Source organism: Streptomyces endophyticus (assembly GCF_035798155.1).
Lineage (GTDB): Bacteria > Actinomycetota > Actinomycetes > Streptomycetales > Streptomycetaceae > Streptomyces > Streptomyces endophyticus.
Genome location: NZ_JAOZYC010000137.1, coordinates 22,440 through 48,724 on the forward strand (window position 1 = coordinate 22,440; position 26,285 = coordinate 48,724).

Here is a 26,285-nt window from a genome sequence, read left to right on the forward strand (position 1 = left end):
ACGGTAACGGTCGGGGCCGTCCGGTTCACCCGTGGGCCGTTTCCGCCACCGCCACGCGTCCCGACCGCAAGGAGCTCCGCCCCCGCGTCGGGCTGCCGAGGGAGTGGGCGACGGTGAGCAGGTCGTCGTCCGACGCCACCGACCAGCCGTGTTCCGCGAGCAGCGCGGCCAGTTGTCGCTGCTTCCACAGTGAGCGCCACGGCTCACCCCTCGTGACGGAATTCCCGAGCACGCGTGTCAGCAGTCGCCCAACGGTCGCCTTCGCCGACGGGGACTGGTAGTTCACGACGAGGGTGCTGCCGGGGGCCGTCCGGGCGGCGAGCGTGGCCAGCGTGGTGCGCACCTCGTCGCGTGTGAGGTAGGGGACGACGCCCTCCCACAGCCAGGTCGTCGGTGCGGACGGGTCGTGTCCGGCGGCGTCCAGCGCGGCGCCGAGATCGTCGACGGCGAAGTCGACGGGCGTGAACCGTACGGAGCGGGCCGCGGGCGGCAGCTCCGCCGTGGCCGCGGCCTCGGTGAGCCGGGCGCGCTTGTCCTGCTGGGACGCGGGGTGGTCGACCTCCCACACATCCGTGTGCGCGAGCCCGGTCAGGCGCCAGGCGCGGGTGTCCAGGCCGGCGCCGAGGATCACGGGCACCCGCTCCGCGTCCCGCAGCAGCCGCACCGCCACCGGATCCGCGAACCGGCCCGCGGCGACCTTTCGGAGCGGTTCAGGGCGCGATGACGTGCAGCCTGTCGCCAACTGATGCGCCGGGCCCGGGTGTTAGGTCACGCCACGCGAGTCGCCCTGTGTGACCCACGTCACGTTACCAACGGTATCTGAAACAGAGTGTCGCAGGTAAATTGCGGGTACCGCGCAGATGAGAACCACGTGTCTGAGTAACCGCCAACGCCCCGAGCGGCGTTGAACCCTCCGTCCCTGTCTCTCTCAGGGGCTCACGAGCGAGAGCGAGGACCCTCCGCGATGGAGCAGCCGCACGTCGACGTCCTGGTCATCGGTGCCGGAATATCCGGCATCAGCGCCGCGCGCCATGTCCTGCGCGACAACCCCAGCGCCTCGCTCGTCGTACTCGAGCGCCGCGCCCGCGTGGGCGGCACCTGGGACCTCTTCCGGTACCCCGGCATCCGGTCCGACTCCGACATGCCCACCTTCGGCTTCGGATTCCGGCCCTGGACCGACGCGCGCATCCTCGCCGATGGCGCACAGATCCGCCAGTACGTGGAGGACGCCGCCACCGACGGCGGCATCCTGGAGCGCACCCGCTTCGGCCGCCGCGCCATCAGCGCCGACTTCTCGCACGCGACCGGTCGCTGGACCGTCGAGGTCGAGGACGAGGGCACCGGCGAGCGCGAGTCGTACAGTGCCGGCTACCTCGTCGGCGCGACCGGCTACTACGACTACGACAAGCCCTACCGCCCCGAATTCCCGGGCGAGGCCGACTACCAGGGCACCCTCGTGCACCCCCAGCAGTGGCCGGAGGACCTCGACCACACCGGCAAGCGCGTGGTCGTCATCGGGTCGGGCGCCACCGCCATCACCCTGCTGCCCGCGATGGCCGACAAGGCCGCGAGCATCACCATGCTGCAGCGCTCGCCCACGTACGTCCTGGCGCTGCCGAAGGTCGACCCGCTCACCTCCGTCATGAAGAAGCTGCGCGCCCCCGCCCGGCTCACGCACAAGGTGGTCCGGACCCGCAACATCGCGCTGCAGCGCGGGAGTTACGCCTTCTGCCGCAAGTACCCCCGCCTCGCCCGCAAGGCGCTACTCGGGCTCGTACGGGCCCAGGCGGGCAAGGGCGTCGACATGCGCCACTTCAGCCCGAACTACAAGCCCTGGGACCAGCGTCTGTGCGTCGTTCCCGGCGGCGACCTGTTCAAGGTGCTCAAGCGCGGCAAGGCGGCCATCGCCACCGACCACATCGACACGTTCACCGCCGACGGCATCCGCCTGAAGTCCGGCGAGGAGCTCAAGGCCGACATCGTCGTCACCGCGACCGGTCTGAGCGTCCAACTCATGGGCGGCATGGACGTGACCGTCGACGGCAGCCCGGTGGACGTCACGAACCGCGTGCTCTACAAGGCCGTCCTGCTGGAGGGCGTGCCCAACATGTCGCTCGTCATCGGCTACACCAACGCCTCCTGGACCCTGAAGGCGGACCTGGCGGCCGACTACACCGCCCGCCTGCTGGCGCACATGCGCCGCAACGGACACGACATCGCCACCCCGGTGGCCTCCGACGGCGACCGTTCCGAGTTCTCCGTCATGGGCGAGGCGCTGACCTCCGGCTACATCGCCCGCGCCGACAAGGTCATGCCGCGCCAGGGCACCCGCGACCCGTGGCGGCTGTGGAACAACTACTACCGCGACCGCGCCATGCTCCAGAACGCCCCCATCGACGACAGCCCGCTGCGCTTCGAGAAGGCGGGCCTGCCGGCCGCCGAGGCACAGGAGCCGACCCGCGCCGCCTGACAGCCGGCCCAGCCCCTACCACCGACAATCGAGGACGAAGATGACCCCGAACCTGTCCAGGAAGGTCTACGACGAGCGCCTGCGGACCTTGTCCGAGGGCTCCGTCAACGTCAACTTCAACGCCTTCACCGACATCAAGTGGGACGACCCCGAGTTCACCGTGGACACGAGCGACACCCGCTGGGTGCTCACCTCCGCGGACGCCCTGGGCGCCCACCCCTGGTACCAGGAACAGCCGCTGGAGACGCGGATCCGGATCGGGATCTGGCGCTGGGCGGTCATCGCCAAGGTGGGCATGCAGTTCGAGAACCTGCTCATGCGCGGGGCACTGGACTACATCTACCAACTGGGCAACCAGAACCTGGAGTTCAGGTACCTCACCCACGAGATCACCGAAGAGACCCACCACACCCAGATGTTCCAGGAGCTGGTCAACCGCACCGGCGTGGACACCCCGGGCGGCAAGCGCTGGTTCCGCCAACTCAGCCGGGTCCTGCCGCTGTTCGGCTCCCTGTACCCCGAGGCGTTCTTCACCGGCATCCTCGCCGGTGAGGAGCCCATCGACCACCTACAGAAGGGGGCCCTGCGCAGCGGGGAGCCGGTGCACCCGCTGCCGCAGCGGATCATGCAGATCCACATCGCCGAGGAGGCCCGGCACATCTCCTTCGCGCACGAGTTCCTGCGGCTGCGCGTCCCGCGCTACGGCAAGGCCCGCCGCGGCGCCCTGTCCGTCCTCTTCCCGCTGATCATGCGGATCCTGTGCGACGTCATCATGATCCCCGACAAGAAGTCCGCCGGTCTCGTCGGCATCCCGGACTGGGTGATCAAGGAAGTCTTCTGGAAGTCCGAGCCCGGCCAGAAGATGCTCCAGGAGCTCTTCTCCGACGTGCGGATGCTCGCCCAGGACATCGGCCTGATGAACAAGGTCTCCCGCCCGCTGTGGAGGGCCCTGCGCATCGACGGCCGCCCCGCACGCTTCCGCGGCGAGCCCGCCCCGCTCGCGGACTGACCACCGTCAGTGCCGACCGACCGCTATTGAGCGCCGACTGACCACCCGTCAGTCCCCGCACCGCTCTTCCCTGAACGCCCGAACGGAGACCAGCCCGCCGTGCCGTACGCCGTCACCCGATCCTGCTGCGCCGACGCCTCCTGCGTGCTGGCCTGTCCGGTCAACTGCATCCACCCCGCCCCGGGCGAGCCCGGCTTCGCCACCGCCGAGATGCTGTACGTCGATCCGCGCACCTGCGTGGACTGCGGCGCCTGTACGTCGGCCTGTCCGGTCGACGCGCTCAAGCCGCACACCGCCCTCAGCGAGGCCGAGTTGCCGTTCCTGGAGCTGAACGCCTCCTACTACAAGCAGAATCCGCACGACGACCGCGCCCCCATGTACGTCGTGCCCAAGCAACGGGGCCTGCCGGAAGGCGAGTTGTCCGTCGCCGTCGTCGGCGCGGGGCCCGCCGGACTCTTCGCCGCCGACGAGCTGCTGCGCCACCCGGGCGTCCGCGTCACCGTCCACGACCGGCTCCCCACCCCGTACGGTCTCGCGCGGGCAGGCGTCGCACCCGACCACCAGGACACCAAGCAGGTCACCGAGCTGTTCCGGACCATCGAGTCGCAGCCCGGCTTCAGCTACCGCCTCGGCGTCGAGGTCGGCGCCGACCTCAGCCACGCCGACCTGCTGCGCGAGCACCACGCGGTGATCTACGCCGTCGGCGCGGCGACCGACAAACGCCTCGGCATCGAGGGCGAGGACCTGCCCGGCAGCGTCTCCGCCACCGACTTCGTCGCCTGGTACAACGGCCACCCCGACCGCGCCCACGACGAGCACCCCCTCGACACCGAACGCGCCGTGGTCATCGGCAACGGCAACGTCGCCCTCGACGTCGCCCGCATCCTCACCGCGGACCCCGACACCCTGGCCCGTACCGACATCTCCGACCCCGCGCTCGACGCGCTGCGCGCGAGCAAGGTCCGCGAGGTCGTCCTCCTCGGCCGCCGCGGGCCCGCGCAGGCCGCGTTCACCGTGCCCGAACTCCTCGCGCTCGCCGCCCTCAAGGACGTGGACGTGCACATCGAGGGCTGGCCCGAGGGACTGGCCCCCGACACCAACGAGAAGACCCGGCTGCTGGCAGAACTGGCCGCCCGCACACCCGTCGAGGGCCGCCGCCGCATCGTGCTGCGCTTCCTCGCGGGACCGGCCCGCCTCGTCGGCGAGGACCGCGTACAAGCCCTGGAACTCACCCCGAACACCCTGCACACCGACGAGGACGGCACCGAACGGGCCCGGCCCACCGGCGCCACCGAGACCCTGGAGACCGGCCTCGTGCTGCGCTCCGTCGGCTACCGCGCCCGGCCCGTCCCCGGCCTGCCCTTCGACGAGGACAGCGCGACCGTCCCGCACGAGGCCGGCCGGGTCGAGCCCGGTGTCTACGTCGCGGGCTGGATCAAGCGCGGCCCGACCGGGTTCATCGGCACGAACAAGACCTGCGCCCACGAAACGGTCGAGTCCCTCCTCGACGACTTCGCCGCGGGCCGCCTCCCGCAGCCGGAGCCCGGCTTCACGGCGGCGCCCGACGCCCTGGGCCTGGAGGCCTGGCAGGCGATCGACCGTGCGGAGCGGGCGGCGGGCGAGGCCCAGGGCCGCCCCCGCGTCAAGCTCACGGACACCGAGGCCCTGCGGCGGGCCGCGCGGGCCACGCCGGTCGCGACCGGCTGACGAACAGCGCTGCCGGTCGCGACACGGCCGGCAGCACGCTCAGGCCCCTTCCACATCCGCCACTCGCTGCTGCGGTGTCAGCTCCACGCCGAAGTCCCGCAGCGCCGCCTCCAGCACCGCCCAGACCGAGCGGCACAGCATGGCGCGCAATTCGTCCTCGGACAGCTCGCGTTCGGGATCGCGCATCCACTGGTTGACCGCGGTGTCCACGAACCCCACGATGCCGACCGCCACCGAACGGATCGGCGCGCCCTTCACCCCAAGAGCCGCCAGTACGTCACTGAACCGCTCGCTCAGCATCAGCGCGATGGCCGTCTTGGTGTCCGCCACCAGTGAGCCGTCACCCATCGCGTGCTCGGCGACGCCCATGTAGGCGTACAGGCGTGGATGTTGGGCCACCCAGTCCAGATGCGCGCCCACCACACGGTGCACGGACTCCTCGACGGTGCCTTCGAAGCTGAGCGTGGGCTCCATCCGCTTCACGAACGACTCCACGACCCGCCGACGGATCAACTCGTCGAAGGAAGCGCGGTCCTTGAAGTGCCGGTAGAGCACGGAGCGCGGCAGACCCACGCGCTCCGCCAGGCGCTGCATCCGAAAGTGCGAGCCCTCCTCCTCGATGAGCGCGACAGCCGCGTCCACCAACTCGACCTGACGCTGTGCCTTGTGCCCGTCCCAGCGGGTGGAGCGTCCATCAATCTGCGGCTCACCGCCGGTTCTCTCCGCCATCTCCCCAGGATATCGGCCCGATCCGAACACATAACCACGTCGTTGCCGGTCGGCGTACGTACCAGGTGGACGCGCGCTTTTCGCCCCGTACGGCGCGCTTGCGCCACTCCGACCGTACTGTGTGGAAACGTTCCTTCTGCAAGATGGTCGCCGCCGGGGACCTTCCGCCCCCTCCTGGGCCCCGGCGGCGCTTGCGCTCACTCCCCGGTGCCCGCCGTCGCGAGTTTCACCGCGATGCGGCTGCGGGAGCTGATGCCGAGTTTGGACAGGACGCGTTCCATGTGGGCGTCGACCGTCCGGCGGGAGATGAAGAGGCGCTCGGCGATCTCCCGGTTCGACAGGCCGTCGGCCGCCAGGCGTGCCACCTCGTGTTCGCGGCGGGTCAGTGACTCCCCGGAACCCGCCCTGCGCTGGCCCGGCAACTCCGCCGCTTCCAGCACGAGTTCGTCCACCCCGGTGAGCGCCGCATCGAACAGGGCCTCGCGCGGTGCGGTGGCGCCCAGCTGCCACAGCTGCTCGTAGACGTCCCCGCCAAGGTCCGCACGCGTCGCCTCCGCCGCCATCCGGTGGTTCTCCACGGAGACCGGCGCCCCGCTCAGCAGCTCGCCGCCGGTCGACTGCCACAGCGCGTCCGAACCGCCGAACAGCCAGGCGGCCCGCCGGTGACGGCCGTCGCGGGCCGCGGCCCACGCCATGATCTCCACCGCGTAGCCGCAGCCGATCACGTCACCGAGGGCGGCCTTGAGCGGCAGCGCCTCCTTGAGAGCCGCCTCGCTCGCCCCCGGGTCCCCCTTCGAGTAGTGGCTGAGCCCCACGATGGTGTGCACGAAACCGCGCAGCCAGCACTCCTTGGACCCGGCGCCGAGCCGGGCGAGCCCTTGGCCGCTGCGCTCCAGGGCGAGGTCGTCCTGCCCGGACAGGTGGTACTGGTATCCGGCCTGGACGTCCAGGCAGACAAGACCGACGAGATCGCCGAGCGCCGCGAGCCGTTCATGGGCGGTCACCGCGGCCCGCTCGGCGCGATCGAAGTCGCAGGCGAACGTGTGCGCACAGTGCAGGTACAGCCAGCCGCGGGCCCGGATCAGGGACTCCCCGAGCCGGTCGGCGATCGCGATGCCCTCCTCGATGTCCGGCACGGCGCCGGCCGGGTCACCCTGGAACGTCTTGATGTAGCCGCCGACGATCAGCGCCCAGGCCCGCTCCGGCGTCGCCCCGGGAAAGGCCGCCGCGGCCTTCTGCTGCCAGTACCGTCCCTCCGTGAGCAGCCCTGTGATCTGCCAGTAGCCCCAGAGCGCCCCGGCGAGCCCGGCCCCCTTCTGCTCCCGGTCACCGTGCCCGAGCGCGTACTCCAACGCCAGCCGGATGTCGGGGTGTTCGCGGCGCAGCGCCTGGCAGCGCGGCAACTGGTCGTCGTCGATGAAGTGCCGGTCGAACTCGTCCGCCGCCTTCACGTATCGCACCAGATGCCGGTCGCGCGCCGCGGTCTCCTCGCCGGAGGCGGCCAGCTTCTCCGCCCCGTACTCGCGCAGGGTGTCGAGCAGTCGGTAGCGGGTCGCGCCCGCCGCGCCGGTGCCGGGCCCGACCTCGTCCACCCGCTGCACCACCGACTTGTCGACGAGGTCGATGAGTACCTCCAGCACCTCGTCCGATCCCAACTCGCCGAACCCGCACACCTCTTCGGCGGCCGCGAGGTCGAAGACGTCACCGAAGACGGAGAGCCGCCCCCACAGCCGCTGCTCGCGGGCGTCGCACAGGTCGTAGCTCCAGTCGATGGTCGTACGCAGCGTCTGGTGGCGCGGCAGCGAGGTGCGACGGCCGCCGGTGAGGAGCCGGAAGCGGTTCTCCAGGCGGTCGATGAGCTGGTTCAGCGGCACGGCGCGCAGCCGGACGGTGGCCAGCTCGATGGCGAGCGGCATGCCGTCCAGGCGGCGGCACAGCCGCACCACCGCTTCCCGGCTGGCGTCGGTGACCTCGAAGCCGGGGACGACCGCCGCGGCCCGCTGCTCGAAGAGGGAGACCGCCTCGCCGCCGGCGTCCGACACACCGAGCGGCGACAGCGGGAAGGTGTGTTCCCCCGGCACGTCCAGCGGCTGGCGGCTGGTGGCCAGGACGCGTACCCCGTCCGTCTCGCGCAGCAGGACGTCCACGAGTTCGGCGCAGGCGTCGACCAGGTGCTCGCAGGTGTCCAGGACGATGAGCGCGGGCTTCTCCCGCAAGTGGTCGAGGACCACGTCCAGTTGGGGCCGTCCCGACTGCTCGGGCAGGTCGAGGCAGGCGGCGAGGGTGTGCGGCAGCAGTCCGGGGTCGCGCAGCGGGGACAGTTCCACCAGGCGCACCGGTACATCGGCCCCGGTGGTGCGGCCCGCGAGCGCGCGGAGCGCGAGCCGGGTCTTGCCGACACCGCCGGGACCCACCACGGTGACGCAGCGCTGCGTGTCCAACGCCGCCGCCAGCTGGGTCAATTCAGGGGCCCGGCCGATGAAACCGGTGAGTTCACGGGGGAGTTCGCCGGGACGGCGCCGCACAATGCCGAACGTCATGCTGCGGATTGTCCCTCGCGTGCTCTGGGGCACGGCGGGTTGCGCGAAGATCCGTACGAATCGGTGAAGCGCGGCGTAAGATCCGCTTTCCGTTGCCCCCAGGTGGTGGCGAACCCGGCCGCACACGGTGTCTGAGGACACCCATCGCGCTGGCGTGCGAACAGTCGAACAGGTTGCGTGGGAACGATGTCCATTCGCGACTATGCCAACGGCACTTCTGACCCCGCATCTAGGTTTGTTCGAGCGCCGTTCCAGGACATGTCGTGCCATTGCACCTGTCGATCGAGCGCGGTTCGTCTACGGGGAAGGGGATGGTCGAAGTGGGTCCTGACAACGGGAGTGAGCGGCGGCTCGAAGCGGCGGTGCGGGGGTTCGGCGTCGAGGCGGACGGCGGTGCGGGCGAGTCGTGCGACGTCATGCTTCGCTACAGCGCGGACGACCCGCTGGTCGTCTCGTTGACCGTGTCGTGGGCCGGACGCCGTGCCGAACACTGGGTGCTGTCACGGGACTTGCTGTCCTGTGGCCTGTCCGGCGGGGCGGGCGCAGGTGACGTGACGGTGTGTCCCGTCGTCGACCCCGAGGGCCCGCCCGGTGTGCTGCTGCGGGCCCGCGACGCGCGGCGTGCGCTCCACATCCGCATCGGCCATCAGGCTCTGCTGCTCTACCTGGCGCGCAGCCACGCGCTGGTGCCGTTCGGCAGCGAGGTCCACCCCTCCCGGATCGACAAGGGGATCGAGGGGCTGCTCGCCCCTCGGTGACGGCATCGGCCGCCGTGTGTCTATCTTTCTGGAAGCCAGTCTCATATTCTTGAACTCGAAGGATTCCAGAACTCATGCGAAACGTCGGCTTTCTGACCATCGGCCAGGCGCCACGCCCCGACCTCAGCGCGGGGATCGAGGCGGCGCTGCCCGCCACCACGCGCGTGCGGCACGTCGGCGTGCTCGACGGGCCCGACCCCGCGCGGGCCGCGGAGCGCCTCGCCGCCGCTCCCGGTCGACCCACCCTGATCACCCGCCTCGCGACCGGAGCCACGGTCACCCTCGACGAGGCCGCCGTGGGGGAGGCCCTGCAGCACCGCGTCGACGTACTTGAGGAGGAGGGTGTCGACACCGTGGTGCTGCTGTGCACCGGCGAGTTCCCCGCACTGCGGGCCCGGCGTGCCCTGCTCGTCGAGCCGGATGTCCTGCTGACGACGTACGTCCGTGGTGTGTTGAGCGGTGTGCCGATGGGCGTGATCGTGCCGCTGCCCGAGCAGGTGGCCGCGGCGCGCGACAAGTGGCGGGGTGTCGAACCCGCGCCGGAGTTCGCCACGGCGTCGCCCTACGCCACGGACGAGACCGAACTGCTCGACGCGGCACGGGGGTTGGTGGACCGGGGCGCGGGGGCCCTCGTCCTGGACTGCATGGGATACGCGGACCGGCACCGCGAGGCGCTGCGCGCGGGCGGCGTCCGCGTGCCGGTCCTCACGTCGAGCGGGATCACCGGAGCCATGACGGGACCGCTCCTCGCGTAGGTAGGACGGTGCGGAGGGGAGCGCGAGGGCAGGCCCCGGTCAGCCCTCGTCGGCGACGAAGCGCAGCCAGTACGGGTCGCCGATGCGCTTGCCGACGCGGGCGGCCGCCTCCCGTACCGCCCTGCCGAAGCGTTCGGTCGTCTCGTCGCGCAGCTCCGGGGCCGGCAGGGCGATGCCGATGCCGAAGACCTGCCCCGTGTCGTTGTCGAGCACGGCGGCCGAGATGCCGCCCACGTTCGGTACCCACTCGCCCCGCGAGACGTCCCAGCCGTCGACCCGGATCCGGGCGAGCGTGGCGACCAGATCCTTACGGGTCCGCGGGGCCGTCCCCGTTGCCTGTTCGAGGCGGGCGTCGACGAGCCGCATGACCTGCGCGTCGTCCAGGCGGGCCAGCAGCGCCCGGCCCATCGAGCTGGCGTACGCGGGAGCCCGGGTGCCCGCCGGTGTGTACGCCTGGAGGGCGCCGACCGTGCCGATGCGCATGTGCAGGACCAACGACTCTGCCCCGTCGAGCACGTCCACGTATCCTGTGTAGCCGGTGTCGGCGACGAGGCGGGCAGCCTCCTCCTCCAGCAGGGAGACGGTGCCGCGCGAGGCCCGGAAGTGGTACGAGGCCTCCATGATCAGGCCGCCGGGGCGGTAGGCGCGGGTCAGCGGGTCACGGTCGAGGAAGCCGTACTCGGCCATCATGCTCAGCGTCCGCGACACCGAGCTCTTGGGCAGCCCGAGCTCCGCCGCGACATCGGTCACGGTGACATCGCGCTGCAGGTGCGCCATCAGACGCAGCACGTCCCGTGCGTTGGCGAGTGTGCTCACCGGCTCCTGTGCCTCCCCCGGTCGGTTTCCGGGTCCGATCGTATGCGCTCGCCCGGCGCCGCCCGCACCGCCCCGTCGCCGGGCCCGGGTGCGGCTCACATCGTGAGAACTCCTCGAAGGGGCTTGACGGCATGCCCAACGGCTATGAATGATCCAGGTCCAGATATTCGGAACAGGTTCCAGATTATGGAACTCCGCAATTCAGTACTCCGCAACTCCGCAACTCCGCAACTCCGCTAGGTCGCCGACCGGCGCCGACCATCAGGAGCATCCATGAGCACCAACGCCGACACCGCGCGGCCGCCCACGGCCGAAGCCGGGGACCCGCACGACACGGGCGGCGTCCCGCGCCGCCATCCCCGCGCCCTCGCCCCCGGCAACCTGGTCCTGACCGTGGTGCTCAGCGTGTTCGGCGCGATCGTGGGCGTGCAGCTGCTCGCCACCCTCGGCGTCACCCCGAGCACGTCGCTGATCGGCGCGCTGGCCGCCATGACGCTGGCCCGCGTCCCGCTGGTCGTCTTCCGCGGCTTCCGTTCGGTGCACGCCCAGAACCTGGCGCAGACGAGCATCTCCTCGGCCACCTTCGGCGCGGCCAACAGCCTGTTCCTGCCGATCGGCATCCCGTTCCTGTTCGGCCTGGACAACATGATCGTGCCGATGCTGATCGGCGTCTCGGTCGCGATGCTGGTCGACGCCTGGCTGCTGTACCGGATGTACGACACCCCGGCCTTCCCCGCGAGCAACCCGTGGGCTCCGGGGCTCGCCGCAGCCGAGGCCATCAAGGCGGGCGACGAGGGCGGCCGGCGCGCCGGGGTGCTCGGGCTCGGCCTGGTCACCGGCCTCGCGGGCGCCGTGTTCGCGTTGCCGATGTCCGCGTTCGGTGTCGCCCTGATCGGCGGACTCGCCTCGATGGCCGCGTTCGGCACGGGCCTGCTGATCATCAGCTACGCCGAGCCGCTCCTCGGCCTCGACCTGAACGCCATGTACCTGCCGCACGGCATGATGATCGGCGCCGGTCTGGTCGCCCTCGTCCAGGTCGGCCGCACGGTCCTCAAGGCGCGCAAGGCGACCCCTGTGACCACCCCCGCGTCCACCACCGCGTCCGCGTCCGCCGCCGCCCCCGACGACGGCGCCCGGCGCCTCGGCAAGTCGCTGCGCCTCGGCCTCGGCGCCTACCTCGCCATCGCGATCCTGCTCTCGCTCGGCACCGGCATCTTCACGCACATGAGCGTCGGCATGCTGATCGCCTTCGTCCTCTACGCCACCGTGGCCGCGTTCCTGCACGAACTGCTCGTCGGCATCGCCTCCATGCACTCCGGCTGGTTCCCCGCCTTCGCGATCGCCCTGATCACGCTGCTGCTCGGCATCCTCGTCGGCTTCCCGCCCGAGGCCCTCGTCGTCCTGGCCGGCTTCACCGCGGCCACCGGGCCGGCCTTCGCCGACATGGGCTACGACCTCAAGGCCGGCTTCATGCTGCGCGGCGAGGGCGCCGACCCGGCCTTCGAACTGGAGGGCCGCCGCCAGCAGCTGATCGCCGCGATGGTCGGCTTCGGCATCGCGATCGTCGTCGTGGCCGTCACGTACCAGATGTTCTTCGACAAGGGGCAGACCGCCCCGATCGACGCCGCGTACGTCGCCGCCATCAAGGCCGGGCCGTCCGTGGAGACGGCCAAGCAGCTGGCCCTGTGGGCGATCCCCGGCGCGATCATCCAGCTCATCGGCGGCTCGAAGCGCCAGCTCGGCATCATGCTCGCCACCGGTCTGCTGATCACGACGCCCATGGCCGGCTGGATGGTCGCCGCGGGCCTCGCCGTCCGCGTCCTAGCGCCGCGCTTCCTGGGCCCCAAGGCCAAGGAGAACCTCGAGATCTTCGCCGGCGGAGCGATCGCGGGCGACGCGCTCTATTCGTTCGGCAACGGCGTGTGGACGGCGACGAAGTAACCCTCCGCACCGCCACGCCCTGCACCGCTCGTACCACCTGCACCACTCGTACTACCCGTACCACCCGTACACCGAGAACGACCCAGGAGACCCCTGTGAAGCGACAGTTGACGCACGACGACCTCAAGGCAGCCGTCTACGGAGGAGCCGTGCTCGGCGGCGGAGGCGGCGGATTCGTCGAGCGGGGCCTGCGCACCGCCGAACTGGCCCTGCAGGTGGGCACGCCCGAGCTGTGGAGCGCCGACGAGTTCGCCGACGACGCCCTGACCGCGACCGTCGCCCTGGTCGGCGCCCCCGCCGCGCCCGACCCGCAGGTGCTGCCCACCCACCTGCTGCGCGCCCTCGAACTGCTGCGCCGCGACCTCCCGCAGCCGCTCGTCGCGATCCACACCAACGAGAACGGCGCCGAGACCACCATCAACGGCTGGTTCCACTCCGCGATGACCGGCCTGCCCGTCATCGACCTCGCCTGCAACGGCCGCGCCCACCCCTCCAGCCAGATGGGCGCGATGGGCCTGCACGCGCGCGAGGGCTACCGCTCCTACCAGGGCTACGCGGGCGGCAAGCCGCACACCTACGTAGAGGGCGCCGTCAGCGGCACCCTGGATGCCACCTCGAACGTGGTCCGCCGCGCCTCCGTCGAGGCGGGCGGCTGGGTGGGCGTGGCCCGCAACCCGGTCGAGGTCGGCTACGCGACGCGCAACGGCGCCCCCGGAGCCATCGGCTTCGCCATCGAGCTCGGCCGCCGCTTCCTGGCGGAGGGACCGGCGGGCGCGGCCGCACACCTCGGCGGCGAGATCGCGGTGACCGGCACCGTCCGCGAGTACCGCTGCGTACAGCGCGAGGGCCTGGACATCGGCGTCGCGGTCCTGGACGACGCGGCGGGCACGGAGCTGCACTTCGTCAACGAGTACATGACCTTCGAGTCGGGCGGCGAGCGCAAGGCCGCCTTCCCCGACCTCATCACGACCTTCGACGCGGCCGGGCAGCCGCTCGCCTCGGCCGACGTCGAGGTCGGCAAGGGGGTCTCCGTCCTGGTGGCCCCGGCGGCGAACCTGCTGCTCTCCTCCACGATGCACACCCCCGAGCTGTACGCGCCGATCGAGGACCTGCTCGGCTTCCCGTTCGCCCCGGCGGCGAAGGTGCTCGCCGATGCCTGAGCAGGTACGCGCCGCGGACCCCGCCCTCGTACGGGACTTCTGCGCGACGCGCTGGGACGAGGAGGTGCTCCCGCTGGTCCGGGACCACATCCGGATCCCGGCGGTCAGCCCGGCGTACGCCCCGCAGTGGGAGGCCCACGGATTCCTGGACCGGGCCGTGGAGGCCGCGGCGGCGTGGCTGCGCTCCGTGGCGGACCTGCCGGGCCTGCGGGTCGAGGTCCTGCGCGCGCCGGGCCGTACGCCGCTCGTCTTCTTCGAGATCCCGGGACACGGCTCGACTGCTGAGGAAACGGTCCTCTTCTACGGTCACCTCGACAAGCAGCCCGAGGGCGACGGCTGGGCCGAAGGCCTGTCCGCGTGGGAACCGGTCTTCGACGGCACCCGGCTGTTCGGCCGCGGCGGCGCCGACGACGGCTACGCCCTGCCCGCGGCCCTGACCGCCGTGCGGGCCCTCGCCGCACAGGGCGCCGCCCGCCCGCGCTGCGTCGGCGTCTTCGAGGCGGGCGAGGAGTCGGGCAGCCCCGACCTCGACCACTGGTTCGCCGAACTGGCCCCGCGCATCGGCGAGATCGGGCTCGTGGTGTGCCTGGACTCAGGCGCCGGCGACTACGAACGGCTGTGGCTGGTGACGTCGTTGCGCGGCCACTGCGGCGGCACCCTCGACGTACGCGTCCTCGACGACGGCGCGCACTCCGGGGACGCGGGCGGCGTCGTGCCCTCGACGTTCCGCATCCTGCGCCACCTGCTGGACCGCCTGGAGGACAGCGGGACGGGCGAACTGCGGGTGGAGGAGCTGCACTGCGAGGTGCCGGACGAGCGCCGCGGCCAGGTCGCCGAGGCGGCGGCCCTCCTCGGCGACCAGGTCTGGCAGCGCTTCGACTGGCACGAGGACGAGACCGGCCACCGCACAGGACCCGTCACGCACGACCCCGAGGAGCTGCTGCTCGCCCGCGCCTGGCGCCCGAGCCTGGCGGTCACCGGCGCGGACGGGCTGCCCCCGGTCGCGTCGGCCGGCAACGTGCTGCGCCCGCACACCAGGGTCAAACTCTCGTTCCGGCTGCCCCCGTTGGTGGACAGCGCGAAGGCACTCGCCGAGGTGGCACGCCTTCTGGAGGATGCGCCCCCGCACGGCGCGTCCGTCCGCTTCACGCCCGACCGGGTCCTGGCCGACGGCTGGCACGCCCCGCCCGAGCACCCCTGGCTCCGCGAGGCGCTGTCCGCCGCGAGCCGCGCCTGCTTCGACGGAGCGGACGCGGCCCGCATCGGCCAGGGCGGCACGATCCCGCTGATGGGCCAACTGAGCCGGCAGTTCCCCGAGGCCCAGTTCCTGGCCTGCGGAGTCCTCGGCCCGGGCGCGAACGCCCACGGCCCGAACGAGTCGTTGCACGTGCCGTACGGTCAACGGCTGACGGCGTGCCTGGCGTTGGCGGTCAACGCGTTCGCGCTGCGGCCGGGCGGCACCGCGGACTGAGGACCGGGCGCGAGCGGTTCGACGCGTATCGTCAGGCCATGGACACCACCGTTTCACCGCGCGTCCTGGTCATCGGGCTCGATCCGCGTCGAGTGCCGGGGCCGTGGGACCCCGGACCGGTGGTCGAGGCCATCGAGGTGGGGCTGGCCAAGTTCGCCGAACACGGCGTGGGCGTGGAGACCTGCCTGATCGGCCTCGACGGAAGCGACGACGTGGAAGCCGTCGTCGGGAGTGCGCTGCGCGCCCATCCTTGGGAGTGCGTCACCCTCGGCGGCGGCCTGCGCCACTCCGACGGTCAGGCCGAACTGCTGGAGCAGGTCGTCAACCTGGTCCGTCGATACGCGCCCGCCGCGGCCATCGCGTTCAACAGCGCCCCGGACACCACCTATGAGGCCGCCGCTCGCTGGATCGAGTGAGGTGACACCGTCACCACCTCGCCGTCCGGAAACGTGACCGTGACCCGTTCCCGCGAGTCCACCGTGCACGCGATCGCCTCCCGCAGCGCCTGAGGGTGCACCGCGTCGCGGGTGAGGGCCACCAGCGTCACGTGAACGGTGGTACCGCCGGGGTGGGGCAGGGAGCGCAGATACGGGGTCGCCGAGTGGGGGCCGAAGGCGTTCGCCTCCACCTCACGCGCGGTCCCGGCCCGCGTGTCCCAACCGTGCAGGGCGACCACCGCGCTCGTCAGACCCGATTCCGTGCGCGCCAGCGACCAGCCCGGCCCCTGGTCGGCGTGCGGCCGCGTGGTGTCGGCGACCGCGTGCCCGCCCTCACGGACGGTGACGCCCGCCGGGGCCTCCACCCGGTGCACCCGCAGCTCCCACGGGCCGTGCAGCACGCTCGTCGACTCGATCGGGAACTCTGCGTCACTGTCGGGGAGTTGGGCATGGTGACGGGACGACGCGCGGTGTCCCTCGCAGGTGAGGGGGTGGATGCGGCGGCGGCGCGAAGGCGTGCCGTCCGGGGCGAGCAGGGCGACGTGGTTGTCGACGGTCCGGGACCAGGCGTGCGGGGCGGACTCGGGGGCGGTCGCGGTGGAGTACGCGAGCTTGGCGTAGTGCGGGTCGTCGTCGGCCGGGCCGTCGAGCGGGTTGTGATCGCTGCCGTGGTTGATCAGACGGACGATGCCGTCGTGCGGCGTGCCGTGCAGCAGCCAGCCCGGTGCGGGAAGGGCGGTGTACTGCGTCTCCCGCTCGACGGGCAGGGGGAGTTCGCGGTCGGTCCACACCGGATGCTCGGCGGGCAGGAGGAGCCCCAGGAACCCCTTGCTCGACCAGTACGGTGAGGCCGGTCCCGAGTACGGCTGGGTGGTCGGCAGGTGTGTGTCGTACCAGCCCAAGGGCTGGAGCCCCCGCTCGTCCGGTACGCCGCGCTCGGCGAAGTGCCGCGCCGTGCCCGATGCCAGCCGGCGCGTCAGGCCCGGTGCCAGGGGCGTGCAGTCGGCCAGCGCACCCAGCCAGACCGGAGCCGTCGCCGCCATGCGGTACGTCAGGGAGCGCCCCTGGTGCACGGGAGCGCCGTCCGCGCCGAAGAACTGAGGGTACGTCTCCAGGAACAGCGAGAGCCGTTCCCGGTAGGCCTTCGCGCGGCCGCCGTCGCAGTCCGGTCCCGCGATCCTCGCCCACAGCAGCGGGTACAGGTGCAGGGCCCAGCCGACGTAGTAGTCGAAGTTGCGGCCGTCGCCGTCGCTGTACCAGCCGTCGCCGACGTACCAGTCCTCGATCCGGTCGAGTCCGCCGTCGATGTCGCTCTGGCTGTACGGGGCGCCTACCGAGGCCAGGAACTGCTCCGCCACCACCTGGAACAGGCGCCAGTTGTTGTCCCATGTGCGGGCGCCCACGAACCCGGAGAACCAGTCGACCACCCGTTCCTGGACCCGGCTGTCGAGCCGGTCCCAGATCCAGGGGCGGGTCTCGTGCAGGCCGATCGCGATCGAGGCGGCCTCCACCATCTGCTGGGAGCAGTCCGTGAGTTCGGGCCAGGCCTCCGCGTGGTCACGGTCCGTGCCCGTTGTCAGACCCTGCGTATACCTTTCGATCAGGTGGGAGACGGCCGGGGTCTCGGTCCCGTCGTTCCCTGTCCCCGTCGTGTCCGTGCCCGCGCCCGCGATCCGGAAGGAGGCCAGCAGAAATGTCCGAGCGAACCCTTCGAGCCCGTCCAGCACCACCCCGGACCAGCTGCCCCGCCCGGGAAGCCGGTACTGCGCGAAGCCCGGCGTGGCGTAGGGCAGCAGCGCCGCCAACTGCTGGTCGGCGAGGGCCTCCCAGTGGGCCCGGGTCCACCCCGTCAGCGGGGAGCGGACGCGGTCGGTCGGGGGCAGGGAGAGGTACGGGGCGGGCATGGCGGCTCGACGGCTCCTCGGTCGGGGCGGGCGGGGCGGTGGGCTGGTCTACGGGTTGCCTTACGGACTGCTTGGCGGGGTGCTTCGTGGGCTGCTCTACGCGAGCTCTGCGGTATGCGTATGGCCGCGCGAGCCCCCGACGCGCACCGTGAGCACGGGGCGACGGCCCGGCGTGACCGAGACCGTGTCGTCGGCGCGGACCACGTGGCGTACGGGGAAGGGGAGTTCGACGGACAGGGTGGTCCCGGTGCGGCCGGGGTCGGACACGGCGACGGTGATGCCGTCGTCCCGGCGGCGGACGAGCACGGTGCCCGGGCCGTCGGCGTGCAGCCCGTCGGTGGATCCCGCCGCCCAGAAGTGCGCGGCGAGCAGCCCGAGCCGGGGCGACTCGACGGCTTGGACGGTCGCGCTGTTCGTGAGGACGCGCACCGGGGTGGAGCGGGACCAGGCGGCGGTGGCGGCGGCCGTCGCGCCCGGCAGCAGGACGTAGGTGTAGGAAGCGGATGCGGGGGAGGGGCCGTGATCGAACCAGAGGGTGGCGTAGCGCCGGGTGACCGGGGTGGTGGAACCGCCGGTGTCCGCACCGGTGTTGAGGGAGCGCCAGGCTCCGGTGCGTTCCTCGCGCAGTGCGCGCAGGGGGCCGCCGGCCGGGAAGACGTAGCCTCCCGTGCCTTCCAGATGTGCCCAGCGCGCGTCGGTGAGCCGCGCCGACCAGCCCGGATCGCCGGGCTGCGGGCGGTCGTCGACGGTGAGCAGGGGAGCGCCGTCGGCGTGCAGGTTCCGGTTCTCCACGACGGTCTCGACGGCGCGGCCGTCGCTCGCGGTGATGCCGGAACCCAGCGCGACGACCGCGTTGTCGAGGAAGAACCACGCCTTCTTGGCGCGCAGCGTCGACCCGTCGGCGATCAGCTCCATCGCCGCCGCCCCGTACCGGGAGGCGAGCACCGCGCCGCCCGCGACCGCGTTCTTCGGGCGGAAGGTGTCGGTTCCGGGGGCGGTTCCGAGGTCGGCCCGTGTGCGGGTGTCGACGGTGGTTCCCGGCAGCCGGTAGGGGTTCACCGTCGGCCAGAAGCCGTCCCCGAAGGCGTCGAGGTCGTCGCCGTCGTACAGGTACGTCATGCCGTCGCCGGTGTACCAGCCGTGCAGGTTCTCGCCGTTGCCCGCCTCGTACGCCGCGATGCGCTTGGAGGACAGCGACAGGGCGCACGACCAGCCGGGCCGCCGGTGCACCACACGGTCCATGTCGGCGAACACGTGGTGGCCGGTGAGCCGCTCCGCGGGGCGCACCGCCGTATCCGCGAGGAGGGCCTTGGCGCGGGCCAGCGCGGGGACGCCGACGAGCCGCAGGTACGGGGTGTCCCGGTTGCGCAGGATCCAGCCCTTGACGGTCGAGCGCCAGCGATCGGCGTACGACTGCGGTGCGCCGTCGGCCAGTTGGAGGATGTACGAGGCGGTGGCCGCCCCGTCCGTGTGGTCGCGGGCGCGTTCGCGCGAGATGGCTCGGCCGCGCAGCGCGTCCATCATCACGCCGTCGAAGAGCACCGGTACGAAGGAGCGCTCGACCGCCTCGTACAGCACCTTCACCGCCGGGTCGGTGACGGACCACTGCGAGTCGGCGAGCAGCGCGATCAGCTGTCCCGCGCTGCCGAGCAGGACGCCACCGTAGGTGCCGGTGTAGGCGACCGAGGAGTGCTGGACGAACGAGCCGTCCTCGTAGAAGCCGTCGCCCGAGGTGACGTACTGGAACAGGCTGTTCTTGCCGTTGTCGCGCACGTCCGAGAGACCGTCGCGGGCCAGCGCGACGACATCAGGGGCGCCGGCGAGCAGGCCGCGCAGCGCGACGATGACGGCCTTGTCCGCGCGGTTGGCGCCCGTCTCCGCCAGCGTGGGGGAGTTGGTGCGCCGGTCCGCGTCGGGGACGAACTTGGCGACCGTCTTGAGGTACGCGGCGCGATCGTCGGCGGGAAGGTGCGCGCGCAGCAGCACACAGGTGTCGAGCAGCGCGCGCGGTGCGCCGATCTCCCAGAACCACCAGTTGCCCGACTCGGAGCGCGCGTCGTTGTAGCCGGAGGTGTGCAGGAAACGCAGCGCGTCGAGGAGCGCGTCGCGCACGGTCGAGTCGTCGGTGAGCGAGGTTCCGGGTGTCGCCCAGGCCGTGGCGAGGGTGCGCAGCCGGGTGTAGCTCTGGCCGAACATGCCGGGGTCGGAGGCCGGGGCCAGGTCGGACCACAGGGCCGTGCGTCCCGCGGAGCGGTCGAGCTTCTGCCACCAGTCGGCGGCCTGCTTGTCCAGGGCGGCCAGCGCGGCGGCGACATCGGGGTCGTCCGGGTCGACCTCACCGCCGGTGAGCTGCTCGGCGGCGCGCGCGAGCAGCGGCTCGTAGGGGTCCTCGGCCGCGGCGGCGTCCATGGTGCCGGGGCCGAGGGGAAGCGTCGTCGCCACGGCGCCCGCGCCCATGAGGGTGAGGGTGCGGCGTCTGCTCAGCTGCATGGTCGGTGTTCGCCCTTCGGTTCAGTCGGTCAGCGTGGCCGGGTCGACGGACGGCTTCGGCAGCCCGAGCGCGGCGAGTTCCGCGCGCCCCTGGGCATCGATCGGGAACGCCCAGGTGGTGAGGAAGAAGTCGGTGAGGTCGCGCTCCGCGACGCGGCTCGCGCAGGTGGCGAGGGCCCGGTAGCGCTTGGCGGAGTCCGAGGCGTCCGACTGCGGGTTCTCCTCGCGCACCAGCCGGTGCAGCCGCGGCCAGAACGAGTCGCCGAACGCCAGCTCCAGCTGCCGCAGCGGCACCAGCTTCTCGTACGCCCCGAAGGACTTCTCGTACGTGAGCTCGTCCGTGCCGAACTTGGCGCGGGCCGACTCGAAGGGGTTGAGCCCCGTCGCGGGGTCGACGGTGAGCAGGTTGGAGGGCTGCCCCAGGGCCCGCTGCACGGCCAGGGAGTAGATGTTCACGGTGACCTCGGTCATCGCGGCGGGCTTGTACGCGAACTGCTGATGCAGATGGCCGAGTTCGTGGTACAGACCCCAGCCGCGGGTGCGCAGCCCCTGCACCGTCGTGGCCCGGTCGAGGTAGGCGCGCGGGAATCCGTTGTAGCCGTGCGTGGCGTACGCGCCGACGCCGGACGGCACCACCGACACCTCGGTGAAGTGGTAGCCGCCGGCCTTGGGCCTGTGCACGGGCTTGGAGCTGTCGAGGCCGCTGATCGCCGACTCCGCGTCGATGATCTGCTCAAGGAGGCGCAGCAGCTCCGCGTGGCTCTCGTCGCGGTAGAGGAGGGCGCCGTCGCGGGTCAGCGTCACGATGGCGCGCGGGCCGTGCAGCTCCACGACCGGCACCTCGGGCATGGTGTCCAACTGGTGCTGGAAATCGGCCTCTTCGGTGCTTCCGAGCGTGAAGACCGGCATGGGGACGCTGCCGCTCTTGAACGCGACCGTGGCTCGCTCCCCGTTGCCCTCCAGGGAGAAGTAGACGGGGCCACCGTGCGGGTCGGTGACCGTGTTGGCGCCCGCCTTGAGCGGGTAGCGGCGCGGGGCGGTCAGGGTGGCGTAGTAGTCCCACCGGCCGATCCAGGCGGTGGGCAGTACGCCGTCGTGGGGCTGCACGTCCAGGCGCAGTGGGGTTCCCGCGGTGACGTGGCGGCCCGTCGGCTGGAACTCGGAGGCGCGCAGGGCCTGCCCGAGGCGGAGCCGTTCGGCCTCGGCGGACGGGCGGGCGGTCAGGCGCACGGTCGGGGAGGCGGCGGCCTGCGCGGAGCCCGCGCCTAGGGTGAGCGCGAGGCCGCCGGCGGCTCCGGCGCCGGCCAGCGCGGTGAGCACCGTGCGCCGTCCGGGCCGGGGGCGCGCGTCGGGGCGACCGGTGGCGGCGTGGTCGTGGGACGTGTCGGCAGGGCGCATGCAGGGACTCCCCAGGGGACGAAGGACGCCGGAAGGACGAGTGGGACGTGGTGCGTGCGAACTGGGCGCCAGCATGTAAGCGTTTGCTGCCAGGTGGCAAGGTGCTGGAGCGATTTTCTGCTCGTTACTACGCCAAGCAGTCCTGAATCAAGCAGGATTGCGCAGACGGGTGCGGCGCAGCGGGACTGTGAGGGTCGGGACTCAGACCTGCCGACTGCTGCCGCGGCCGTGCGGCGCCGCTGCCGGAGGTCCCACGGAGTCGCGGACCACGATGTGCGTGCCCAGGCGCAGCGCGCCCGTCGTGGGGGCCCGCCAGTCGTCCTCGTCCCCGCCGTTCAGGGCGACCCGCACGGCCTGCCGGCCCATCTCCTCCAGCGGGATGCGGACCGTCGTCAGGCGCGGCCGCAGTTCCTGGGCGACCGGAATGTCGTCGTAGCCGACCAGCGACACGTCCTGCGGCACGCGGAGCCCGGCCTCCTCCAGCGCCTGCGCGGCCCCCGCGGCGACGATGTCATTGGCCGCGAAGACGGCCGTGAACTCCGGTCCGTCCCGCAGCAGTTCCCGCATGCGCCGGTATCCGAAGGACCGGCCGAAGGCGCCCGGCTGCTCCAGCTCGGGGACGCGCTCGATGCCGCGCAGTTCGAGCGCGCGCCGGTGTCCGGCGAGCCGGTCGCGCGCCGTCGACAGGGCGGGCGGGCCGCCCAGGTAGAGGATCCGCCGGTGCCCCCGGGTGATCAGATGGTCGGTGATGGCGAACGCGCCGCCTTCGTTGTCGTACTCCACGTCCACCGTGGGCACGCCCGCGCCGAGCGAGGGACGCCCGCACAGCACGAGCTTGGCGCCGTCCGCGGCCAACTCGTGTGCCCTGCGCGAGAGTTCCGCGCGGTAGTCGGGGTCGTCGACGCTTCCGCCGACCAGCACCACCGCGTCCGCGCGCCGCTCGTGCATCAGCTCGATGAAGGCCAGCTCGCGCTGCGGATCGCCCTGCGTGCAGCACACCAGGCACAGCCGGTCGCCCGCGGTCGCCTCGCGTTCGACGCCGCGCGCGATGTACGCGTAGAACGGGTCGATCAGTTCGCTCACGATGATGCCGACCGTGCGTCCCGAACTGCCGGCGAGGGCGCGGGCGTGGGCGTTGGCCACGTACCCCAGTTCGCGCGCCGCCGCCTCCACGCGCTCGCGGGTGGCGGCGGCGACCGGGTAGTTGCGGTTCATCACGCGGGAGACGGTGGCCGTGGAGACACCGGCGTGCTTGGCGACGTCGACCACCGTCGCGCGGCGCTGCTCCCGGTGCCCGGAGCCGCCTGGCGCCGTCGATCGTTGCCGGGCCATCCGGCCCACCCCCTGGTGATCCTGCCGTGCCGTTCCTGCTCCGCCCGCCCCAGAGCCTATGCCGTGCGGGGTGGACCCGGTCACGCGATGTGCTCCAATTCGTCGAGGCGGACGGGGTGGTTGAGCGGGGCGCCGTGCGCGTACCGGACGAGTTCGTCGACGGCCAGCGCGCCGAGCCGCCCCACCTCGTTGCCCTGGGCGCCCGCCATGTGCGGCGTGATGAGGACGTTGGGCAGGTCCCACAGCGGGTGGTCGGCGGGCAGCGGCTCCGGGTCCGTCACATCGAGCACGGCGTCGATCCGGCCGCTGACCACGTGCTCCACCAGGGCCTCGGTGTCCACGAGGGGGCCGCGCGCGGTGTTGACCAGCAGGGTGCCGGGCCGCAGCAGGGCCAGGCGGCGGGCGTCGAGCAGCTGCCGGGTCTCGTCGGTGTCGGGCGCGTGCAGGGTGACCACGTCGCTCGCGGTGAGCAGGGTGTCCAGGTCGGTGCGGGTGACGCCGAGCAGGACGGCCTCGGTGTCCTCGATGTACGGGTCGTACAGGAGGACATCGACGTCGAGCGAGCGCAGCAGCCGCACCACCCGGCGGCCCACGTGCGAGGCGCCGACGACCCCGACGGTGAGGCCGCGGGTGCCGAGCCAGTGGTGCCGGTCCAGGTCGGCGTCGGTGCGGTGGGTGCGCCGAGTGCGGAAGAGATGGGCGAGCGGGAAGGCCCGCTTGGCGCCCATGATGATCGCCGCGAGGGTGAACTCGGCGACCGGCACGGCGTTGGCGGCGGCGGCCGACGACACCGCGATGCCGCGCTCGTAGGCCTCCCGTCCCAGGAAGGGCTTGACGGTGCCGGCGGCGTGGATCACCGCGCGCAGCCGGGGCGCCGCGTCGAGCACGGAGGTGTCGATGGGCGGGCAGCCCCAGCCGGTGAGCAGCACCTCGCACTCGGCGAGCGCGGCGCGCGCCTGCGGGCTGGTGAACTCCCGCAGGACGTGCGGCGGCCGGATGTCGGCCGCGTCCTCGAGCCGGACCCGTACGGCGGGCGGGAAGACCTCGTCGACGACCGAGGAGTGCATCGCCAGAACCGTACGGGGCCGCCGCGGGGGCGGTGTGGTGCCGGAGGCCGCGGCCTCGGCCCCGGTCGACACCTCGTCAGTGGTACGCACCCTGCCTCCGGACAGTAAACGTGTTCTATCAGGTGACCGAACGCTAAGGACATGGCCGCACGACCGTCAACCCAAAGAGCGCGTCTGATCCGCGAGTTGGCAGGTCAGGCGCACAAATCCCGTTCAGGGGCGTCCGATTGAGAGGGGTGTATCCGTGCAGGGCTTGCCCGTATCTCTTGACGGTAGGGTTAAACGCTTACTAACTTGCCGCCGCAGTAACGCAGTTCTTGCGTCACCCGGCCGAACAGGACCGCCCCATGACTGCTACCGCGCCACCCTCAGCCGTACCCCGCCCCATCCGCAGCACCCTGTGGCAGCGCGTCAAGCGCGACAAGGTGATGCTGCTGCTCTGCCTGCCCGGCTTCCTGTACTTCGTGGTGTTCCACTACGTGCCGCTGCTCGGCTACATGGTGGCCTTCCAGGACTACCAGCCCTACCTGGGCTACATGCACAGCGCCTGGACCGGCCTCGCCAACTTCGCGAGCGCCTTCGCCGACCCCGACTTCTGGTCGGCGACCGGCAACACGCTGGAGATCGCCCTCGTCCAACTGGTCCTGTTCTTCCCCGTGCCGATCGGGCTCGCGCTGCTGCTCAGCAGCATCGTCAGCGACAAGCTGCGGCGCTTCGTGCAGAGCGTCGTCTACCTGCCGCACTTCATCGGCTGGGTCATCATCGTCTCCATCTTCCAGCAGATCCTCGGTGGCGCCGGGGCGGTCCCGGACCTGCTCGAAGCGGTCGGCCTGCCGCACTACGACATGATGACCGACCCGAACGCGTTCCCCTGGCTGCTCGCGCTGCAGGTCATGTGGAAGGACGCCGGCTGGGGCACCATCATCATCCTCGCCGCGCTGCTCAATATCGACCGCGGCCGGTACGAGGCGGCCGCCATGGACGGCGCCGCGCGTTGGCGCCGGTTCTGGCACGTGACCCTGCCCGGTCTCGCCCCGGTCCTGGTGCTGCTGCTGATCCTCAACCTCGGCAACATCCTCACGGTCGGCTTCGAGCAGATCCTGCTGCAGCGCGACGCCGTCGGCCCCGGCGCGGGCGAAGTCCTCGATACATACGTCTACTTCCACGGAATCAAGGACAACCAGTGGGGCACCGCGGCCGCCGTCGGCCTGGTGAAGGCGGTCATCGGCACGGCCCTGGTCATCGGCGCCAACAAGTTCGCCCACCGGCTCGGACACGAAGGGGTATACAGGGGTGCTGACCGCTGAGACGACCGCCGTGCGGACAGGCCGCAAGGCCGCACCCGCCACACAGAACGCCGGGCACGGCGAACTCCGCCCGTCGGGCGTCCGCCCGCCGTGGATGGAGCGACCCACCCGGGCCGGCCTCTTCCTCAAGGGGCTCGCCCTGGTCGTCGTCGTGGCCCTCGTCGCGTACCCGCTGCTCGGTGTGATCGGGACGAGCTTCGCCTCGCAGACCGACATCATCCACGCCAACGGCCTCGTCCTGTGGCCCGACCACCCCAACCTCGACGCCTACCGCACGGCCTTCACCGGGGGCCGGGTCACCCGCGCCCTGTTCGTCAGCATCGCGGTCACCGTCGCGGGTACCGCGTGCAGTCTGCTCGCCACCATCGGCATGGCGTACGGCCTGTCGCGGCGCGGCATCGTCGGCGGCCGCTTCCTGCTGATGACGGCCCTGTTCACGATGCTGTTCAACGCGGGCGTCATCCCCAACTTCCTGCTGGTCAAGGAGCTCGGCCTCTACAACACCTTCGCCGCCCTGGTCCTGCCCACCATGGTCAGCGCCTTCAACCTCGTGGTGATGCGGGCGTTCTTCATGAACCTGCCGGAGGAGCTGTACGACGCCGCGAAGGTCGACGGCGCGGGCGACTTCCGCACCCTGATCCAGGTCGTGTTGCCGCTGTCGAAGGCGGTCATCGCCGTCGTCGGCCTCTTCTACGCGGTCGCCTACTGGAACGCGTACTTCAACGCCCTGCTCTACCTCGGCGACAACGACAAGTGGCCGCTGCCCATGGTGCTGCGCACCTTCATCCTCCAGGGACAGAACCTCGACACGGCCGCGGCCGGTGAGGCGATAGCCCCGCAGCAGGCCGTGCAGATGGCCGTGCTCGTGATCGCGGTCGTGCCGATCCTGCTCGTCTACCCGTTCCTCCAGCGCTACTTCACCAAGGGCGTCCTCACCGGCGCCGTCAAGGGCTGAGACGCCCCAGGGCCCGCACACCGGCCGCCACCCCCCGAC

Annotated in this window: 20 protein-coding genes; 11 read left to right on the plus strand and 9 right to left on the minus strand. The window is 71.8% G+C overall.

The window, feature by feature from the left end; all coding sequences use genetic code 11:
• Positions 1–25: 25 nt before the first annotated feature.
• Positions 26–742 carry a class I SAM-dependent methyltransferase gene (locus tag OKJ99_RS25580; protein ID WP_326019873.1) on the minus strand — a complete coding sequence of 239 codons (717 nt, stop codon included), beginning with the start codon at positions 740–742 and terminating at the stop codon, positions 26–28.
• 222 nt (positions 743–964) lie between these two features.
• Here OKJ99_RS25580 and OKJ99_RS25585 point away from each other — a divergent pair, with 222 nt between their 5' ends.
• From OKJ99_RS25585 to OKJ99_RS25595, 3 genes are all read left to right on the plus strand, one after another.
• Positions 965–2,470 carry a flavin-containing monooxygenase gene (locus tag OKJ99_RS25585; protein WP_326019874.1) on the plus strand — a complete coding sequence of 502 codons (1,506 nt, stop codon included), beginning with the start codon at positions 965–967 and terminating at the stop codon, positions 2,468–2,470.
• 40 nt (positions 2,471–2,510) lie between these two features.
• Positions 2,511–3,479, plus strand: a complete 969-nt coding sequence (locus tag OKJ99_RS25590) for an AurF N-oxygenase family protein (RefSeq protein ID WP_326019876.1) — start codon at positions 2,511–2,513, stop codon at positions 3,477–3,479.
• A gap of 99 nt (positions 3,480–3,578) precedes the next feature.
• On the plus strand, positions 3,579–5,186 hold the full coding sequence (locus tag OKJ99_RS25595) for an FAD-dependent oxidoreductase (RefSeq protein WP_326019877.1): 1,608 nt from the start codon (positions 3,579–3,581) through the stop codon (positions 5,184–5,186).
• 39 nt (positions 5,187–5,225) lie between these two features.
• On the opposite strand, the gene OKJ99_RS25600 is transcribed toward OKJ99_RS25595, so the two are convergent.
• Both OKJ99_RS25600 and OKJ99_RS25605 read right to left on the minus strand, forming a co-directional pair.
• Positions 5,226–5,915, minus strand: coding sequence for a TetR/AcrR family transcriptional regulator (locus OKJ99_RS25600; RefSeq protein ID WP_326019878.1), 690 nt, complete (start codon positions 5,913–5,915; stop codon positions 5,226–5,228).
• 197 nt (positions 5,916–6,112) lie between these two features.
• The gene (locus OKJ99_RS25605; RefSeq protein WP_326019879.1) at positions 6,113–8,455 is read right to left on the minus strand and encodes an ATP-binding protein; all 2,343 of its coding nucleotides are present in this window, start codon (positions 8,453–8,455) and stop codon (positions 6,113–6,115) included.
• Positions 8,456–8,775: 320 nt separating this feature from the next.
• On the opposite strand from OKJ99_RS25605, the gene OKJ99_RS25610 reads away from it, so the two are divergent.
• Together OKJ99_RS25610 and OKJ99_RS25615 are read left to right on the plus strand one after the other, a co-directional pair.
• The gene (locus OKJ99_RS25610) at positions 8,776–9,213 is read left to right on the plus strand and encodes an SsgA family sporulation/cell division regulator (protein ID WP_326019880.1); all 438 of its coding nucleotides are present in this window, start codon (positions 8,776–8,778) and stop codon (positions 9,211–9,213) included.
• 74 nt (positions 9,214–9,287) lie between these two features.
• A complete protein-coding gene (locus tag OKJ99_RS25615; protein WP_326019881.1) occupies positions 9,288–9,968 on the plus strand; it encodes an AroM family protein in 681 nt (226 codons plus the stop codon).
• A 39-nt stretch (positions 9,969–10,007) separates the two neighbouring features.
• Here the strand turns inward: OKJ99_RS25615 and OKJ99_RS25620 are convergent, their stop codons facing one another.
• Entirely contained in the window at positions 10,008–10,784 is a 777-nt protein-coding gene (locus OKJ99_RS25620) for an IclR family transcriptional regulator (RefSeq protein WP_326019882.1), read from the minus strand.
• Positions 10,785–11,057: 273 nt separating this feature from the next.
• Between OKJ99_RS25620 and OKJ99_RS25625 the strand changes: the two genes are divergently transcribed.
• From OKJ99_RS25625 to OKJ99_RS25640, 4 genes are all read left to right on the plus strand, one after another.
• Positions 11,058–12,725 (plus strand): OPT/YSL family transporter, encoded by a 1,668-nt coding sequence (locus OKJ99_RS25625; protein WP_326019883.1) that lies wholly within the window; start codon positions 11,058–11,060, stop codon positions 12,723–12,725.
• 95 nt (positions 12,726–12,820) lie between these two features.
• Positions 12,821–13,885: an S-methyl thiohydantoin desulfurase domain-containing protein gene (locus tag OKJ99_RS25630; RefSeq protein ID WP_326019884.1), complete on the plus strand. Its 1,065-nt coding sequence runs from the start codon at positions 12,821–12,823 to the stop codon at positions 13,883–13,885.
• Positions 13,878–15,356 (plus strand): M20/M25/M40 family metallo-hydrolase, encoded by a 1,479-nt coding sequence (locus tag OKJ99_RS25635; RefSeq protein WP_326019885.1) that lies wholly within the window; start codon positions 13,878–13,880, stop codon positions 15,354–15,356. Before OKJ99_RS25630 ends, OKJ99_RS25635 begins: the two co-directional genes overlap by 8 nt.
• Before the next feature lie 38 nt (positions 15,357–15,394).
• Complete coding sequence (locus OKJ99_RS25640) at positions 15,395–15,772, plus strand: hypothetical protein (protein ID WP_326019886.1); 378 nt, start codon at positions 15,395–15,397, stop codon at positions 15,770–15,772.
• Here the strand turns inward: OKJ99_RS25640 and OKJ99_RS25645 are convergent.
• The 5 genes from OKJ99_RS25645 to OKJ99_RS25665 form a co-directional block, all read right to left on the minus strand.
• Positions 15,742–17,697 carry a DUF2264 domain-containing protein gene (locus OKJ99_RS25645; protein ID WP_326019887.1) on the minus strand — a complete coding sequence of 652 codons (1,956 nt, stop codon included), beginning with the start codon at positions 17,695–17,697 and terminating at the stop codon, positions 15,742–15,744. The genes OKJ99_RS25640 and OKJ99_RS25645 overlap by 31 nt on opposite strands.
• 96 nt (positions 17,698–17,793) lie before the next feature.
• Complete coding sequence (locus tag OKJ99_RS25650; protein ID WP_326019888.1) at positions 17,794–20,187, minus strand: polysaccharide lyase 8 family protein; 2,394 nt, start codon at positions 20,185–20,187, stop codon at positions 17,794–17,796.
• A gap of 21 nt (positions 20,188–20,208) precedes the next feature.
• Complete coding sequence (locus tag OKJ99_RS25655) at positions 20,209–21,585, minus strand: M60 family metallopeptidase (protein WP_326019889.1); 1,377 nt, start codon at positions 21,583–21,585, stop codon at positions 20,209–20,211.
• A gap of 201 nt (positions 21,586–21,786) precedes the next feature.
• Positions 21,787–22,917: a LacI family DNA-binding transcriptional regulator gene (locus OKJ99_RS25660; RefSeq protein WP_326019890.1), complete on the minus strand. Its 1,131-nt coding sequence runs from the start codon at positions 22,915–22,917 to the stop codon at positions 21,787–21,789.
• Between the two features lie 80 nt (positions 22,918–22,997).
• On the minus strand, positions 22,998–24,074 hold the full coding sequence (locus tag OKJ99_RS25665; RefSeq protein ID WP_326019891.1) for a hydroxyacid dehydrogenase: 1,077 nt from the start codon (positions 24,072–24,074) through the stop codon (positions 22,998–23,000).
• Positions 24,075–24,331: 257 nt separating this feature from the next.
• Here OKJ99_RS25665 and OKJ99_RS25670 point away from each other — a divergent pair, with 257 nt between their 5' ends.
• Positions 24,332–25,291: an ABC transporter permease gene (locus OKJ99_RS25670; RefSeq protein ID WP_326019892.1), complete on the plus strand. Its 960-nt coding sequence runs from the start codon at positions 24,332–24,334 to the stop codon at positions 25,289–25,291.
• Positions 25,292–25,385: 94 nt separating this feature from the next.
• Complete coding sequence (locus OKJ99_RS25675) at positions 25,386–26,246, plus strand: carbohydrate ABC transporter permease (RefSeq protein ID WP_326019918.1); 861 nt, start codon at positions 25,386–25,388, stop codon at positions 26,244–26,246.
• Positions 26,247–26,285 lie beyond the last annotated feature (39 nt).